Consider the following 15,336-nt stretch of genomic DNA (forward strand, 5'->3'; position numbering starts at 1 on the left):
ATCGCCCCCGCACCCAGCGGCGGCGCCGTCCAGTTCAAGGACGGCGACACCAACATCGGCGGCCCGATCACCCTCAACGGCGCCACCGCGACCCTGAACCACACCTTCACCACCGACGGGGCGCACCCGGTCACGGCCGTCTACAGCGGCGCCGACGGGTTCAACACCAGCACCAGCACGGCCTCGACCGTCCAGGTCTCCACCGACCCCGTCATCGTCGACACCGTGACCACGCTCAATGTCCCCGGAGAAGCGAAAACCGGTGACTCTGTTGACCTCTGGGCCCTGGTGAAGGACAACGAGGGCAACAACGCCGCAGGCGGCACCGTGCAGTTCAAGGACGGTGGCACCAACATCGGCGGCCCGATCGGGCTGGTAGACGGTGGCGCGAAGCTGGCCCACACGTTCACCACCACCGGAGCGCACTCCATCTCCGCGGTCTATAGCGGCGACGGGAACTTCAACGGCTCCACCGGACAGGCCCAGACCGTCACGGTCACCGACCCGGCGCCCGTCGAGGTCGCGACGGTGACCACGCTGACCGCCCCCGGCACGGCCACCAAGGGCACGCCGGTGGACCTGTCGGCAGCGGTGAAGACCGAGTCCGGCGAGGCGGTGACCTCGGGCACCGTGACCTTCATGGACGGCAACACCGCGATCGGTGAGGCGGTCGACGTGGTCAACGGACAGGCCACGCTGTCGTACAAGTTCACCCAGACCGGTGACCGCCAGATCAAGGCCGTCTACAGCGGCGCAACCGGATTCAAGGAGTCGACGTCGGGCGCGTCGACCGTGAAGGTCTCCGGCGGCGGCAACCCGGGCGGCACCGGATCCCTCGGTTCGCTCGGCAGCATCTTCGGTTCCTAGCGGCACACTGACGAACGCCCCCACCCGCCAGGTGGGGGCGTTCGTCGTCAGTCCTGGTCGAGGTTTCACGTGAATCACCTGCGTCCGGCAGTCGACCACCGGGCAGGCGAATTCTCCCTGAGCACAACCCTCTCGCGGGCCGCGGCAATGACCTATGTTGGCCGGATGACCATGGCTCCCCCACGGCTGAGCAGATCGACCGTCACCGGGTACTCGCTCGGCTCGGTCGGCACCGGAGGCTTCGCCACACTGCCCGGGCTGGTACTCGCCTACTACCTCACCGACACGCTCGGTGTGGCCGCCGCTGTGGCCTCGCTGGTGGTGTTCGCACCCAAGGCGCTCGACGTGCTGATCAACCCGTACATCGGTTCTCGCAGCGATGCCGACGCGGCCCGCACCGGGACCCGACGCCGGTTCCTGCTCCTCGGCGCGCTGGCCCTGCCGGTGTTCTTCGCGCTCACCTTCGCGGTGCCCGCAGGCGCCTCCACCCTCGTCGGCTGTCTCTGGGTGACCGCGGCATTCGTCCTCTCCGCGATCGCCTTCGGCCTGTTCCAGGTTCCGTACATCGCGCTGCCCGCCGAGCTGACCGAGGACTATCACGAGCGGTCCCGGTTGATGTCGTGGCGCGTCGCGGTGCTCGCCGTCGCGATCCTGCTGTTCGGTGCCGGCGGCCCGGCGCTGCGCGAACTCGGCGGCGGCGGCAGGACGGGATACCTGCTGATGGGCGTGATCGCCGGCCTGACCCTCGGGCTCGGCATGCTCGGCGCCTGGCGCATCGCACCGCGCAGCGTCGGCGTCGATCACACCCCGGTCGAGACATCGTCGGGCCACGGGCTCGCCGACAGCCTCGCCGCCGTGCGCTCGAGCGGCCCGTTCCGATCCCTCCTCGGCACCTTCGCGCTCCAGGCGCTGGCCATCGGCTGCATGCTCGGCTCGGCCCAGTACGCGGCCACCTACGTGCTGGACTCCGAGGGCGCGGTGTCGATCCTGTTCGCGGCCCTGGTCGCACCGGCGCTTGCGGTGATGCCGATGTGGATCCGGCTGGTGCGGGCGTGGGGTAAGCAACGCGCGTACTTCCTGGCGTCAGGCCTGTTCCTGGGCGCCTCGGTCGCGATGCTCGGTCTGATCGCCGCCCCGGGACCGTGGGTATACGCGGTGGTGGCGGTGGCGGGGATCGGTTATGCCGGGATGCAGATGCTGCCGATGTCGATGTTGCCGGACGTGATCAGCGACCACGAGAACACCGCCACCGGATCCGTGCGCGCAGGCGCCTTCAGCGGGGTGTGGACCGCCGCGGAGACCCTTGGCTTCGCGCTCGGCCCCGCGGTCGTGCTGGCCATCCTCGCCGTGACGGGGTTCGTCTCCTCGACCACCGACCACCCCGTCGCGCAGTCCGACGGGGCGATCACCGGGATCGTGATCGCTCTCGCCGCCGTGCCCGCGGTGCTGGTGGCCGCGAGCCTGGTGGCCTTGCGCGGATACCGACTGGCGGCCGAGGAACAGAACAGGAGCGGCAAGTGATCTTCGAACGCAGCACCGCCGAGGTGCTCACCCGGCTCGATGAACTGAGGAAGGCGGACTCCCCGACCGAGGGTGGGCACCTGCTGTCCTATGTCTACGACCCCGGGATCGCGGAACTGCACGAGGTGGCGGCCGAGGCGGCCCGAAAGGCCCAGCCGCTCAACGGACTCGACCCGACCACCTTCCCCTCCGTCGCGGCGCTCGAGCGCGACCTCGTCGCGATGGCCCGAGACGTGCTGGCTGCGGGAGTGCCCGACGTCGTCGGCAGCGTCACCAGCGGCGGCACCGAGAGCTGCATCCTCGCGGTCAAGTCCGCCCGCGACACCTGGCGCGCGAGCACCGGCAGCGAGGCGCGGCCCACCCTGGTGATCGGATCCACCGCGCACGCCGCGTTCATCAAGGCGGCGCACTACCTGGACCTGCGGCTGCGGGTGCTGCCGGTGGACCCCGACACCTGCAGGCTGCGCGCCGAGGATGTGGCCGCCGCGCTGGACGAGACCGTGGCGCTGGTTGTCGCGTCGACACCGTCCTACCCGCACGGCGCCCTTGACCCGATCGCGGAGATCGCGGAAGTCTGTGCGGCCCGAGGTGTCGCCGTGCACGTCGACGGCTGCATCGGGGCCTGGGTGCTGCCGTGGTGGCCGGGCGCCGAGGACCGCCCCGCCTGGGACCTGCGGGTGCCGGGCGTCGCGAGCGTCTCGGTAGACCTGCACAAGTACGGCTATGCCCCGAAGGGGGTGTCGGTGCTGCTCTACCGGGACCGCGACCGGCACCGGCGCCAGTGGTTCGCGACCAGCGCCTGGCCCGGCTACGCCGTCGTCAACCCCACCATCCTCGGCTCCAGGACGGTGATGCCGATCGCCGCGGGCTGGGCGGTGTCGCAGACGCTGGGGCGCGCCGGATTCGCCGAACTGACCGGGCAGATCGCGCGGGCGGCCGAGCAGGTGCACAAGGCGATCGACGGCATCGAGGGGCTCCGGGTCGTCGGCGACCCGATCGGCCCGCTGCTCGCCGTGGCCGCCGACCCCGATGTGGCCGCCGAGCGCAGCGTGGACCCGCACCGCTGGGCGGACGCCGCGAAGGACCTCGGCTGGACCCTGCAGCCGCAGCCGGGGCGGACCCAGTCGGACGGCACCCTGCTGCCGCGCACCACCCACCTGACCCTCACGCCGGTCACCGAGCGGGTCAGCGTGGAGCTGTGTGACGCGCTGGCCGAGGCGGCCGATTCGGTGCGCGGCGTGCCGGGCGCGCAGGCGCCCGCCGACGTGGTCGCGGCCGCCGGTCAGATCCGGCCCGAGGACCTCACCAGCGACAACTGCGCCGCCGTCCTCGCGCTCGTGGGGCTCGAGCCCGGCGGCGGACTGGACGGCCCGCTCGCCGAGGTGCTGGCGCTGATCGAGGCGCTGCCCGAGCCGGTGGCGGAGCGACTGCTGATCGAGTTCCTCGCGCGGTTCATGGCGTAGGCGCCTGCGGCGCCTGTGCGCGCTTGACGAGGGTCAGGACTCGTCAAGCGCGCACGGGGCTACGCCCCCTGCGCCTGCCACATCCAGTGCAGCTGCTCGAGCCGCGCGGTGATGGCGATGAGCAGGTCCTGGGTGACCGGGTCGGCCTTCTCCGTGAGTTCGATGCGGGCGCGGAGGCGTTCGATGACCGCGGCCAGGTTCGCCACGATCGCGTCGACCACATCGGTGTCCTTGGTCCAGCCCGCCCCGAAGCCCGTGGTCCCCGCGTCCGCGGCGACGGTGGCCGAGCGGCCGTCCGGACTGACCCCGACCGCGGTGGCACGCTCGGCCGCCTGGTCGGTGAAATCACGTGCGGCGGCAACCAATTCGTCCAGCGACGGGTGTACTGACAGGAAACTTCGACCGATGACGTTCCAGTGCGCCTGCTTGGCGATGAGTCCCAGGTCGATCAGATCGACGACGGTGCCCTGTAGGGCCTCCCCCGCGATCTGCTGCTGGCCGGCGTCGAGGGTGCTGACAATGGGGCTGGTGGTCATTGGTTCACTCCTGCGGTTTCGTATGCATCCGGTTTCGTAGCGAGGGTGGATGCTGCCACCCGCCCTCACTACTCTCAACGACCGGCCCGCGCGTCAGTTCCCGGATGTGGCGAAGGGCACGTCCACGGAACGAAACGGCAACCATTCCACCGCAGGCCCTCGACTCCTCGCCTCCGCCGGGAAATGATGGGGAAAGTTCCTTCGAGAAACCCACTCCGGGAATGGCATTCGACGGGACGTGCTCATGGCCGCCCCTCGGGCTCGTGAGCCTGAGACGATTTCTCGCTCGCTGCCGCCTGACACTGCGGGCAGCTCCCCCAGAACACGACCTCGGCCTCGTCGATCGCGAAGCCGTGCGTGTCAGAGGGTTGCAGGCACGGGGCTCGACCGACCACGCAGTCGGCGTCGAACACCGCGCCACAGCCGCGGCAGACGAGATGGTGGTGATTGTCTCCGGTTCGGGTCTCGAACCGGGCGGGCGAACCGGCCGGTTCGATTCGGCGGAGAATCCCGGCAGCCACACAGGCCTTCAGGACGTCGTACACGGCCTGAGTGGACACGGAACCGATTTCTCGGCGCGCGTCGGCCGCCACCCGCTCGACATCCGAATGCGGTTGCGCAGCAACTGCATTCAACACGGCAACTCTCGGCGCGGTCACCCGGAGCCCCGCCGCGCGCAACTGCGCCCGGGGGTCGAGGTGACTGCCTCCGTGCCCCATGCACCCAGTATGCGCCGGTCCTGGAACACGTCAAGAAAAGATCGGGCGGGCGACGACGGAGAAGGGCCGCCCGGCAAATCGGGCGGCCCTCCGGGTCGACGTCCCACAGGCGCCTCTCGGCGAGTGGTCGCTCGAAGCGACTAAAGGGGTGAGGCCCGGGGCATGTCCGGACGTCGACGAGGGGTTCAACGGGTGCGGTGTCGAATTTGTTCCCCGGCCACGGATCGGGCAGGTGACCTCGCCGAATGTCCCCGGAGACGCGTCCGCCCGGACCGGGGGCTCCCGGTCCGGGCGGACTTGTCGCGCTCGGTGTCAGCTCAGGGCTTTGATCGCCTTCGCGACACCCTCGCCGTAGGCCGGGTCACAGGCGGTGCAGTTGTCGATGTGCCGCTGCACGACCTGATCCGAGGCGCCGTTGATGGCGCGCGCGGTGTTGTCGAACAGCACCTGCTTCTGCTCGTCGCTCATGTTGTTGAACAACACCCGCGGCTGCGAGAAGTAGTTGTCGTCGTCCTCGCGGTAGTCGAAGTGATCCGCGACCGCGCCGACCGCCTGCGCCGGGTTACGGTACTGCGGCTGCTCCTGCCACTTGCCGTAGCTGTTGGGCTCGTAGTGCAGCGATCCGCCCTGGTTGCCGTCGACCCGCATCGCGCCGTCCCGGTGGAAGTTGTGCACCGGGCTCCTAGGCGCGTTGACCGGGATCTGGAAGTTGTTCACTCCCAGCCGGTAACGCTGCGCGTCGCCGTAGGAGAACAACCGGCCCTGCAGCATCCGGTCCGGCGAGAAGCTGATGCCGGGCACCACGTGCGCGGGGTTGAACGCGGCCTGCTCGACCTCGGCGAAGTAGTTGTCGGGGTTGCGGTTGAGCTCCCATTCGCCGACCTCGATCAGCGGGTAGTCGCCCTTCGGCCACACCTTGGTGAGGTCGAACGGGTGGTACGGCACCTTCTCCGCGTCCGCCTCCGGCATGATCTGCACGCACAGCTTCCACTTCGGGAAGTCGCCCGCCTCGATGGCATCGAACAGATCCCGCTGGTGGCTCTCGCGGTCGCTGCCAACGAGCTCGGCGGCCTCCGCGTCGGTGAGGTTCTTGATGCCCTGCTGGACGCGATGGTGGAACTTCACCCAGAAGCGCTCGCCCTCGGCGTTGATGAAGCTGAACGTGTGCGATCCGAATCCGTGCATGTGCCGGTACGAGGCCGGGATGCCGCGGTCGCTCATCACGATCGTCACCTGGTGCAGCGACTCCGGCAGGTTCGTCCAGAAGTCCCAGTTGTTGTTGGCGCTGCGCAGGTTCGTGCGGGGGTCGCGCTTGACCGCGTGGTTGAGGTCCGGGAACTTCAGCGGATCGCGGAAGAAGAACACCGGGGTGTTGTTGCCGACGAGGTCCCAGTTGCCCTCCTCGGTGTAGAACTTGACGGCGAAGCCGCGGATGTCGCGCTCGGCATCGGCCGCGCCGCGCTCGCCCGCCACCGTCGAGAACCGCGCGAACAGCTCCGTCTTCTTGCCGACCTCGGAGAAAATCTTCGCGGAGGTGTACTGGGTGATGTCGTTGGTGACCGTGAACGTGCCGTAGGCACCGGAGCCCTTGGCGTGCATGCGCCGCTCCGGGATGACCTCGCGGTCGAAGTGGGCGAGCTTCTCGAGGAACCAGACGTCCTGCAGCAGCTGCGGCCCGCGCGGACCTGCAGTGGCGACGTTCTGGTTGTCGGGTACCGGTGCACCGACCGCGGTGGTCAGCTTCTCGTCGGCGCCCTTGGTGTGCTGCGGATCAATGCCATTGCTCATCTAGTGGATCCCTTCCTTACTCTCCGCGCCTTGCGGCATCAGCACGCACTCGGCTGTGGACCTCGGTCAGAATTTCCAATCCGGGCAGGGGCGACCCACCGCGACGTGGGCTGCGCGGCGTTGGGGCTGTGACTCGGTCACCCCGTCCCACTGGAACATCTTTCCCCGAACAAGGCAAGAAATGGCGAAAGGGACGAATTCCGATTCCACCAATTGTCGGGACCTCTGCACGACGGCGGGCGTTGGCACGATCCACCTCGATTTCTCATCCGACACTCGCCCGCACCGCGCGCCGGGTCTGGTAGTTCTCGGCGTCAAATCTCTTTGTCCGGGAGCGATATCGGAACGTGAAGGTGGGCCACATGACCGAGTTGCGCCCCTCCTTGTCGAGGTACCAACTCGAGCATCCACCGGTATTCCAGACCGTGCTCGCCAGCTGGTCGGCGATCCGCTCGTTGTATCGCGCCTGCGCGGCGGGGAGAACCTCGACGGCCTCGCCACCGTCCGCGGCGAGGTGCGCCAGCGCACCGTTGATGTAGGCCGCCTGCGACTCGAGCATGTAGACGATGGAGCTGTGCCCCAGGTTCGTGTTGGGCCCGTACATGAGGAACAGATTGGGGAAACCGGCGATGGTCGTGCCCAGGTATGCCCGCGGGCTTCCCGCCCAGTGCTGAGCCAGTGTCTGCCCGTCACGGCCCCGAAGATGCTGCGCCACGGGCGGTTCGGTGGGAGAGAATCCGGTGGCGAAGACGATCGCGTCGACCTCGGTCTGCGTGCCGGCTCCGTCGACGACGCCACCCTCGGTGACCTCGACGAGTCCCGAATCGACCAGGTCCACATCGTCGCGGGCGAGGGTACGCAACCAGTCGTTGGACAGCAGGACCCGCTTGCAGGTGATCGTGAACGTCGGCGTCAACTTGCGTCGAAGCGCCCGGTCGGGAACCTGCCGCCGCAGGTGCGCCTTGGCCACCAACTGGAACGCGGGCAACAGCCGCGGCGCCTTGGCCATCGCGAGAACGTACCCCTCGCGGAAGGTGTAGACAGTCGCCCGAACCATCTTCTGCGTGAGCGGAATACGACGGTAGAGCCGCTTCTCCAGGTGGGAGAGCGTGCGGTCGCCGCGCGGCAGCACCCACGCGGGTGTGCGCTGGTACACGGTCAGCCGCTCGACTCGATCGGCGATCTCCGGCACGAACTGCACGGCGGAGGCACCGGTGCCGATCACCGCTACCCGTTTCCCGGTCAGGTCGTAGTCGTGATCCCAGGTGGCAGAGTGGAAAACCCTCCCCCGAAATGTCTCGATTCCCGGCACGCCCGGCAGCCTCGGCGTGGACAACGCACCCGTAGCGGCGACGAGGGTCTGCGCGGTGAGCTCACCAAGAGTGGTGCGCACCCGCCACCGCGCCTCGTCGTCGTCCCACGACGCCTCGAGCAGTTCGCACCCGGTCAGTATCCGATCACGAATGCCGGTGTCGGCGGCGGCCTTCCGCAGGTAGCGCTGAATCTCCGGCTGCCTGGCGAAGGTGTGACTCCAGTCCGGACTCGGCGCGAACGAGAACGAGTACAGGGCCGTGGGGACGTCGCATGCGCACCCTGGGTAGGTGTTGTCGCGCCACGTTCCGCCGAGGTCGGCGGCCCGCTCGATGACCAGGATGTCGGCGGCCGGATCATCACGCAGCACGCGCTCGGTGACGGCGAGTCCCGCGAACCCGGCGCCAACCACCAGCACGGCGACATGGTCCGGCAGCGCCGGCGATCTCGGTGTGGCCGTCATTTCGCCACCAGGCCCTTCCATGCCGGGAGCAGCCGGTTCCGGAGTTCGCTGTCGGATTCGGGGGTGCGGAACAGCGCCGAGACGGCGAGTCCGCGGGCCAACTCGATGCTCAGGTCGATGGAGTCCACGCTCATCCGCTCGCCCATGATCTCGGCACTGCCCAGCCGCAGGGCGTCGCCGACCTTGCGCTCGAGCGGGATCATCGCCTCGTGCAGGCCCGGATCGGTTCGTGCCGCCACCCACAGCTCGAGGGCGGCGTAGAACAGCGGACCGGTGAACGCGTCGACGAGGGTTTCGATCCCCTGGTCGGGATCGGGCCTGGCGCCCAAGATCTCGGCCAGACGCTTCTCCACCAGATGTTCGACGGCCGCGACCACCAGCGATTCCTTGGTCGGGAAGTGATGCAGCTGCGCCCCGCGGGAGACCCCCGCCCTGCGCGCGATCTCCTGGGTGCTGGTCCGGGCATAGCCGACCTCGACGAGCAGCGTGATCGCCGCGTCGAGCAGCTTCGCCCGCGTCGCCGCCGTTCGTTGCGCCTGCGTGCGCGGGCCCTGCTCGGTGTCCTGGGTCACACCGAGCACGCTAGTGGGTGAATTAAAAACAGTCCAGACTGTCGCTAAGTTTGATTCTCTGTCTCGGGCGAGGCCCCCTCGACCTCAGGCGACGACGCCACGGCCGCGGCCACTCCCGGCCGGGCGAGCACCTCGACGGCGATCAGCGCGAGCAGGGCCAGCAACGCGATCGTGAACACCACCGCCCCGGACGGATAGGTCCAGAAGACCAGCACCGCGACGGCGATCGCGACGATCGCCACCCGCAGCGGCACCCGCAGTCGCGCGGTCCAGACCTCGAGCTGGCTCGGTGCCCTGCCCTCCCCCGTCTTCCTGATCTTGTCGACAGCCCGCGTGAACCCGCGGCGCACCGCGAGCGCGGAGGTCGACCCTCCGGTCAGGTAGCCGATCAGCGCGACGACGATCCCGGTCAGGAACCAGGCACGCACCATCGTCTTGAGCGGGGCGGCCACCGCGTCCACCACCGCCGCGGCCGCCGCAGGGGACAGCACATCCGAGGGGATGTCGTCGATGTACACCGCGCGGGCGATGTGGGCCGACACGGCCAGTAGCGCCATCGCGATCGCGGCCCCAAGCCCCACCAGAGACAGGGCCCGCAGCCGCCTGCCGTGCGGCGCGGCGAACACCGCCCCGATCGCCGCCAGCACCGCGAGCCACGGCAGCCAGGTGGCGGCCTTGTCGAGCGCGTTGACGGCCTTCTGCGCCTTCACGAGGTCGGCGGACTGGAAGATCACAAAGCTCGCGTCGACCTCGGGGATCTTGTCGGCGAAGGCGAACCCGCGCTCGGTGAGGTTCTCCTTGACGGTCTCGAGGATCGCCTTGAGCGGCACGCTCACCGTGCCCTTCTCGTCGATCTCGACCACACCGGTCTCGCCGGTCGCGACCGCGACGAGCTGCTCGTGGGCGATCCGGTTCGCGTCGATCCACGCGCTCTCGAACTGGTCGCTGCTCACCAGCGAGTGCACGGTGTCCCGGATGAAACCCTCGGCCTGGCCTGCGATCACCGGGGCCAGGCCGACGACCTGTTGCGGCACCCGCGGCGCGTTCTCGGTCAGCGCCGTCAGCGCCTCCTGCGTCGCCTTCTCCACGTCGAGCCTGGTGAAGATCTGGCGCGTCACCTGGTTGGTGATCTCGTCCTGCACGGCCGGGTCGGAGCCGAGCGGCGCCACGGTCGCCACGTATCGGTCGGTGTCGAGGATCTCGCTCCGCGTGAAGCGCGCCAGCACCGAGGTCAGCAGCAGCACCGCGACCAGGACGATCAGGAGGCCGGACGCGGTCCAGCGCAGCGCGCCGCCGGCCCCGCGTCGCTTGGCGACCTCGGCCCCGGCTGCCCGGGCGCGCTCGGTCTCGGCGACCTGGGCGCGCAGGCGGATCAGTTCCGCCCGCTCGTCGGCATCGAGCGGCTTCGCTTCGTCGGTCATGGAAAAAGCATGCGGCCTCGGGCGCCGATTCGACAGCGCCGATCAGCAATCTCACCCGCACCGGATGAGGAGACAGACAATCGCGGCGTCCCCGACCCCAGGGTCAGGGACGCCGCGAGCGACGAACGGCTAGGACTCGACCCGGGTCGAGGCGGCGTCGGCGTTGGCGTCGGCGAGCAGGTTCCGGATCTCCGTCAGCAGTTCGATGTCCGTCGCCTCCTTCTCCTCCTCCGTCATGAAGCGTTCCTTGACCGAGTTGAACGGGACGATCAGCACGAAGTAGACGACCGCCGCGATGAGCACGAAGTTGATCACGGCGCTCAGGACCGCGCCGAGGTTCACAAAGGTCTCGGGGCTGTCGGTGATCTGGAAGCCGAAGCCCATCTCGTTGGAACCGCCCAACGACGCGACCAACGGGTTCACGATGTTCTCGGTGAACGCGGTCACGATCGCGGTGAAGGCCGCGCCGACCACGACTGCAACGGCGAGGTCCAGCACGTTGCCCCGCAGGAGGAACTCCTTGAATCCCTTGAGCACTTGATGGTCCTTTCGTTGAGGAAATCAACCCGACTCGACGGAACGATATCGGTCGGCAGGGCACCGTACACGATTCCGCGGCCCATCTCACCCTGCGCGGATGACGCGGACCGCCGGTTCCCGGCCCTACCGTCAGCGGCATGTCCAATGACCACAACCGACAGGAAACGGCCGTCAAGACCGTCGCGATCATCTCGCTCGTCGCGATCACCCTGACCGCGGCACCGATCCTCGTCGCGCTCATCTTCTGATCCGTCACCCGACCGACACCTCACCGAAGGAACCCATGGACGACAAGAGCCCCGGAGGCTGGGGCGTATTCGCCGGCCTCATGCTGATCATGATCGGCACCTTCAACGCGGTCGAGGGCATCGCCTCCCTCACCGCGCCCACCCGGCTGTTCGTCGGGGAGGAGAAGATGCTGATCCTCGACTACGACCGGTGGGGATGGGTGCTCATCGTCTGGGGCGTGCTCCTCGTCGTCGGCGGCGGCGCGCTGCTGGCCGGGGCCACCTGGGCGCGCGTGTTCGGCGTGACCCTCGCGCTGCTGAACGCGATCGGGCACCTCACGCTGATCGGCACCCAGCCCTGGCTGTCGATCCTGATCATCGCCGTCAACATCGGTGTCATCTGGGGCCTCACCGCCGGCTGGCCCGCGAACCGGACGCAGGCGCAGAGCACCCCCGCCTGACGCACCCCACCCACGCCCGCCGCCCGTCCCACCACAGGACGGGCGGCGGGCGAACCCTTTTTCACCTACCCCGGATGAGGAGTCCGCTCCGGCGGTCGCGTTGACTTGACCACCGTGAAGTCCTCGAAACTCTCGGTGAGCCTCGCCAGGGAAGCACTGGAGGTCCGGAAGCAGACCGCAAGGGGCTGGCTGAAACGGACCTCGGCCGGGCGCACGGTGGCGCGGATCGTCAAGGGAATCGTGGACATCGAGCTCGCCGACCGCTCGATGACGCTGGCCGCGCAGGAGTTCACCTCGGTGCTGCCAGTCATCATCGCGGTCGGCACCATCGGGAACCTGGACGGCGTGGGCGACACCATCTCGGAACAGCTCGGATTCGATCCGTCCGGACTGGACCTGTACGCCATCGCTCCCGGCGCCCTCGAAGCGAGCACCCCGACGTTCGCCACCTTCGGTTTCATCGGAATGCTGATGGTCATCCTCAGTGGGACGTCCTTCGCCCGAGCGCTGGGCCGACTCTACGGGAAGATCTGGAACATCCCGACCCTCTCCATCCGCGGCAGCTGGCGGTGGGTGGCGGTGCTGTTCGCGGTCGCCTCGTCGGTTGCGCTGCTCAGCGTGGCCCGGGAACTGGCCGGGGTGGACTGGGTCGGGCCGCCGCTGGCGTTCGGCACCGAGCTCGCCATCTGGTTCGGGCTCTGGTCCGTCGTGCCCTACCTGCTCACCGAGGGCAGGCTCGCGGGCCGGGTGCTGTGGGCCACCGCCGCGCTGACCGCGCTCGGGCTGGCCCTGCTCCGCATCGGGGGGCAGATCTACCTACCGATGGCCGGCGAGTCCGCGCAGGAGAAGTTCGGCTCGCTCGGGCTGGTGTTCACCACCATCACCTGGATGTTCGTCCTGTCGGGCGTCGTCGTCGCGGCGGCGACGACCGTCAAGGCCCTGGCCCTGGACGAGGGCTGGATCGGGCGACTGCTCCGCGGTCCCGCGCCTGTCCTCGAAGCGGCGAACGACACCAGCATCGCCGAGGCGGTCTGACCGTCACCAGCGCGGCCGCCCGCGAGTGTGCAGTTCCCGCCGCCCGCACTCGGGCGATGCGACGGGAGGTGCACACTCGGCGGACGGTCAGCCGACGAGCAGCTCCGCGATCTGAATGGTGTTGAGGGCGGCACCCTTGCGCAGGTTGTCGCCGGAGACGAACAGCGCGAGACCACGACCCCCGGGCACACCCGGATCCTGACGGATGCGGCCGACCAGCGACGGGTCGCCGCCCGCCGCCTGCAGCGGGGTGGGCACGTCGACGAGCTGCACTCCGGGCGCCTGGGCCAGCAGTTCCTTGGCGCGCTCGACGGACAGCGGGTTCCCGAACTCGGCGTTGATCGACAGCGAGTGGCCGGTGAACACCGGGACGCGCACGCAGGTACCGCTGACCAGCAGGTCGGGCAGGCCGAGGATCTTGCGGCTCTCGTTGCGGAGCTTCTGGTCCTCGTCGGTCTCGCCGCTGCCGTCCTCGACCAGCGAGCCGGCCAGGGGGATCACGTCGAACGCGATCGGGGCGACGTACTTGTTCGGCTCCGGGAACTGCACGGCACCGCCGTCGTGCACCAGCTTCTCGACGTCGTCGATCACCGCGCGCGCCTGCGTGGCCAGCTCCTCGACGCCGGCAAGGCCGCTGCCCGACACCGCCTGGTAGCTGCTGATGATCAGCCGCTGCAGGCCTGCCTCGTCGTGCAGCACCTTGAGCACCGGCATCGCCGCCATCGTGGTGCAGTTCGGGTTGGCGATGATGCCCTTCGGCGGGTTCTTCGCCTCCTCCGGGTTGACCTCGCTCACCACGAGCGGGACCTCGGGGTCCTTGCGCCACGCGGAGGAGTTGTCGATCACGGTTGCGCCCGCCGCCGCGAACCGCGGGGCCTGGACCCGGGACAGCGTCGCACCCGCCGAGAACAGCGCGATGTCGATGCCCTTGAGGTCCTCGTCGGGGGTGGCCGCGGTGTCCTCGACCACGATCTCCTCGCCACGGAACGGCAGCTTCGTGCCTGCCGAGCGCGCCGAAGCGAAGAACCGCACCTTGTCGGCGGGGAAGTTGCGCTCCGCGAGGAGCGCGCGCATGACGGCGCCGACCTGACCGGTCGCGCCGACCACAGCAACAGTTGTCATCTCTAGCGCCCCGTTCCCGCGTGGACGACGGCCTCTTCGTCGCCGCCCAGATCGAATGCCTTGTGGATCGCCCGCACGGCGTCGTCGAGATCGTCGTCCGCGACCAGCACCGAGATGCGGATCTCGGAGGTCGAGATCAGGTCGATGTTGATGCCGGCCTCGGCGAGTGCCTCGCAGAAGGTGGCGGTGACGCCCGGGTGGCTCTTCATGCCAGCGCCGACCAGCGACACCTTGCCGATCCGCTCGTCGGAGAGGATCTGGGTGAACCCGATCTCGCCCTGCAGTTCCGTCAGCTTCTCCACCGCGGCGGGCACGTCCGTCTTCGGCAGCGTGAAGGTGATGTCGGTCTTGCCGGTCTCCACCTTCGAGATGTTCTGCAGCACCATGTCGATGTTGATCTCGGTCTCGGCGACGGCCCGGAAGACCTTCGCCGCGTAGCCCGGCACGTCGGGCAGCCCGACGACGGTGACCTTGGCCTCGCTGCGGTCGTGCGCGACGCCAGTGAGGATGGCTTCTTCCACGGGAATGTCCTCCATCGATCCGGACACCATGGTGCCGGGCTTTGTGGTGTACGAGGAACGAACGTGCACGGGCACGTTGTAGCGGCGCGCGTACTCGACGCAGCGCAACATGAGCACCTTCGCGCCGCACGCGGCCATCTCCAGCATCTCCTCGAAGGAGACGGTGTCGAGCCGCTGCGCGTCGGGGACGATGCGCGGGTCGGCGGTGAAGATGCCGTCGACGTCGGTGTAGATCTCGCAGACGTCGGCCTTCAGCGCGGCGGCGAGGGCGACGGCGGTGGTGTCGGAACCGCCACGGCCGAGGGTGGTGACGTCCTTGCTGTCCTGGCTGACGCCCTGGAACCCGGCGACCAGGACGATCGAGCCGCGGTCGAGCGCGTCGCGGACGCGGCCCGGGGTGACGTCGATGATCTTCGCGTTGCCGTGCGCGCCGGTGGTGATGACGCCGGCCTGCGAACCGGTGAAGGAGCGAGCCTCCTCGCCGAGGGAGTGGATCGCCATGGCCACGAGCGAGTTCGAGATGCGCTCGCCGGAGGTCAGGAGCATGTCCATCTCGCGCGCCGGCGGACCCGACGGGCAGACCTGCTGTGCCAGGTCGAGCAGCTCGTCGGTGGTGTCGCCCATCGCGGAGACCACGACCACCACGTCGTTGCCTGCGCGTTTGGTCTCCACGATCCGTTCGGCGACGCGTCGGATGCGCTCGGCGGATGCCACCGAGGATCCGCCGTACTTCTGCACGACGAGCGCCACGCTAATCAACCTCCGGATC

General features: G+C 68.9%; 14 protein-coding genes. 5 read left to right on the forward strand and 9 right to left on the reverse strand.

The window, feature by feature from the left end; all coding sequences use genetic code 11:
• The 3 genes from RM1_RS09885 to RM1_RS09895 all read left to right on the forward strand — a co-directional run.
• Window positions 1–867 (forward strand): Ig-like domain-containing protein (locus RM1_RS09885; RefSeq protein ID WP_143187327.1); only part of this gene is annotated, 867 nt, incomplete at its 5' end.
• 165 nt (window positions 868–1,032) lie between these two features.
• The gene (locus tag RM1_RS09890; protein WP_072751135.1) at window positions 1,033–2,388 is read left to right on the forward strand and encodes an MFS transporter; all 1,356 of its coding nucleotides are present in this window, start codon (window positions 1,033–1,035) and stop codon (window positions 2,386–2,388) included.
• The gene (locus RM1_RS09895; protein WP_072751136.1) at window positions 2,385–3,851 is read left to right on the forward strand and encodes a pyridoxal phosphate-dependent decarboxylase family protein; all 1,467 of its coding nucleotides are present in this window, start codon (window positions 2,385–2,387) and stop codon (window positions 3,849–3,851) included. The genes RM1_RS09890 and RM1_RS09895 overlap by 4 nt, the downstream gene beginning before the upstream one ends.
• A 59-nt stretch (window positions 3,852–3,910) precedes the next feature.
• On the opposite strand, the gene RM1_RS09900 is transcribed toward RM1_RS09895, so the two are convergent.
• The 7 genes from RM1_RS09900 to mscL form a co-directional block, all read right to left on the reverse strand.
• Window positions 3,911–4,387, reverse strand: a complete 477-nt coding sequence (locus tag RM1_RS09900) for a Dps family protein (protein ID WP_072751137.1) — start codon at window positions 4,385–4,387, stop codon at window positions 3,911–3,913.
• Window positions 4,388–4,629: 242 nt separating this feature from the next.
• Complete coding sequence (locus RM1_RS09905) at window positions 4,630–5,106, reverse strand: Fur family transcriptional regulator (protein WP_072751138.1); 477 nt, start codon at window positions 5,104–5,106, stop codon at window positions 4,630–4,632.
• A gap of 312 nt (window positions 5,107–5,418) precedes the next feature.
• The gene (locus tag RM1_RS09910) at window positions 5,419–6,894 is read right to left on the reverse strand and encodes a catalase (RefSeq protein WP_072751139.1); all 1,476 of its coding nucleotides are present in this window, start codon (window positions 6,892–6,894) and stop codon (window positions 5,419–5,421) included.
• Between the two features lie 265 nt (window positions 6,895–7,159).
• Window positions 7,160–8,668 carry a flavin-containing monooxygenase gene (locus RM1_RS09915; protein ID WP_072751140.1) on the reverse strand — a complete coding sequence of 503 codons (1,509 nt, stop codon included), beginning with the start codon at window positions 8,666–8,668 and terminating at the stop codon, window positions 7,160–7,162.
• Window positions 8,665–9,240, reverse strand: coding sequence for a TetR/AcrR family transcriptional regulator (locus tag RM1_RS09920; RefSeq protein WP_072751235.1), 576 nt, complete (start codon window positions 9,238–9,240; stop codon window positions 8,665–8,667). The genes RM1_RS09915 and RM1_RS09920 overlap by 4 nt, the downstream gene beginning before the upstream one ends.
• 44 nt (window positions 9,241–9,284) lie before the next feature.
• Window positions 9,285–10,661, reverse strand: coding sequence for a hypothetical protein (locus tag RM1_RS09925; protein WP_072751141.1), 1,377 nt, complete (start codon window positions 10,659–10,661; stop codon window positions 9,285–9,287).
• A 129-nt stretch (window positions 10,662–10,790) separates the two neighbouring features.
• The gene (mscL, locus tag RM1_RS09930) at window positions 10,791–11,198 is read right to left on the reverse strand and encodes a large-conductance mechanosensitive channel protein MscL (protein WP_072751142.1); all 408 of its coding nucleotides are present in this window, start codon (window positions 11,196–11,198) and stop codon (window positions 10,791–10,793) included.
• A 286-nt stretch (window positions 11,199–11,484) separates the two neighbouring features.
• On the opposite strand from mscL, the gene RM1_RS09935 reads away from it, so the two are divergent.
• Together RM1_RS09935 and RM1_RS09940 are read left to right on the forward strand one after the other, a co-directional pair.
• Entirely contained in the window at window positions 11,485–11,889 is a 405-nt protein-coding gene (locus RM1_RS09935) for a DUF7144 family membrane protein (RefSeq protein ID WP_072751143.1), read from the forward strand.
• Window positions 11,890–12,003: 114 nt separating this feature from the next.
• Window positions 12,004–12,924, forward strand: a complete 921-nt coding sequence (locus tag RM1_RS09940) for a hypothetical protein (RefSeq protein WP_072751236.1) — start codon at window positions 12,004–12,006, stop codon at window positions 12,922–12,924.
• An 87-nt stretch (window positions 12,925–13,011) separates the two neighbouring features.
• Here RM1_RS09940 and RM1_RS09945 read toward each other — a convergent pair whose 3' ends face one another.
• Window positions 13,012–14,046, reverse strand: a complete 1,035-nt coding sequence (locus tag RM1_RS09945) for an aspartate-semialdehyde dehydrogenase (RefSeq protein ID WP_027500314.1) — start codon at window positions 14,044–14,046, stop codon at window positions 13,012–13,014.
• A gap of 2 nt (window positions 14,047–14,048) precedes the next feature.
• Window positions 14,049–15,317, reverse strand: coding sequence for an aspartate kinase (locus RM1_RS09950; protein ID WP_027500313.1), 1,269 nt, complete (start codon window positions 15,315–15,317; stop codon window positions 14,049–14,051).
• Window positions 15,318–15,336 lie beyond the last annotated feature (19 nt).

The sequence above is a fragment of the Rhodococcus maanshanensis NBRC 100610 genome, assembly GCF_001894865.1.
GTDB lineage: Bacteria > Actinomycetota > Actinomycetes > Mycobacteriales > Mycobacteriaceae > Rhodococcus_G > Rhodococcus_G maanshanensis.

What these genes read in the sequence shown, in the direction of transcription:
- RM1_RS09905 (WP_072751138.1), bottom strand. Translation starts at nt 5,106, where the DNA reads ATGGGGCACGGAGGCAGTCACCTCGACCCCCGGGCGCAGTTGCGCGCG.
- RM1_RS09915 (WP_072751140.1), bottom strand. Translation starts at nt 8,668, where the DNA reads ATGACGGCCACACCGAGATCGCCGGCGCTGCCGGACCATGTCGCCGTG.
- RM1_RS09945 (WP_027500314.1), bottom strand. Translation starts at nt 14,046, where the DNA reads ATGACAACTGTTGCTGTGGTCGGCGCGACCGGTCAGGTCGGCGCCGTC.
- RM1_RS09910 (WP_072751139.1), bottom strand. Translation starts at nt 6,894, where the DNA reads ATGAGCAATGGCATTGATCCGCAGCACACCAAGGGCGCCGACGAGAAG.
- RM1_RS09890 (WP_072751135.1), top strand. Translation starts at nt 1,033, where the DNA reads ATGACCATGGCTCCCCCACGGCTGAGCAGATCGACCGTCACCGGGTAC.
- RM1_RS09925 (WP_072751141.1), bottom strand. Translation starts at nt 10,661, where the DNA reads ATGACCGACGAAGCGAAGCCGCTCGATGCCGACGAGCGGGCGGAACTG.
- RM1_RS09935 (WP_072751143.1), top strand. Translation starts at nt 11,485, where the DNA reads ATGGACGACAAGAGCCCCGGAGGCTGGGGCGTATTCGCCGGCCTCATG.
- RM1_RS09900 (WP_072751137.1), bottom strand. Translation starts at nt 4,387, where the DNA reads ATGACCACCAGCCCCATTGTCAGCACCCTCGACGCCGGCCAGCAGCAG.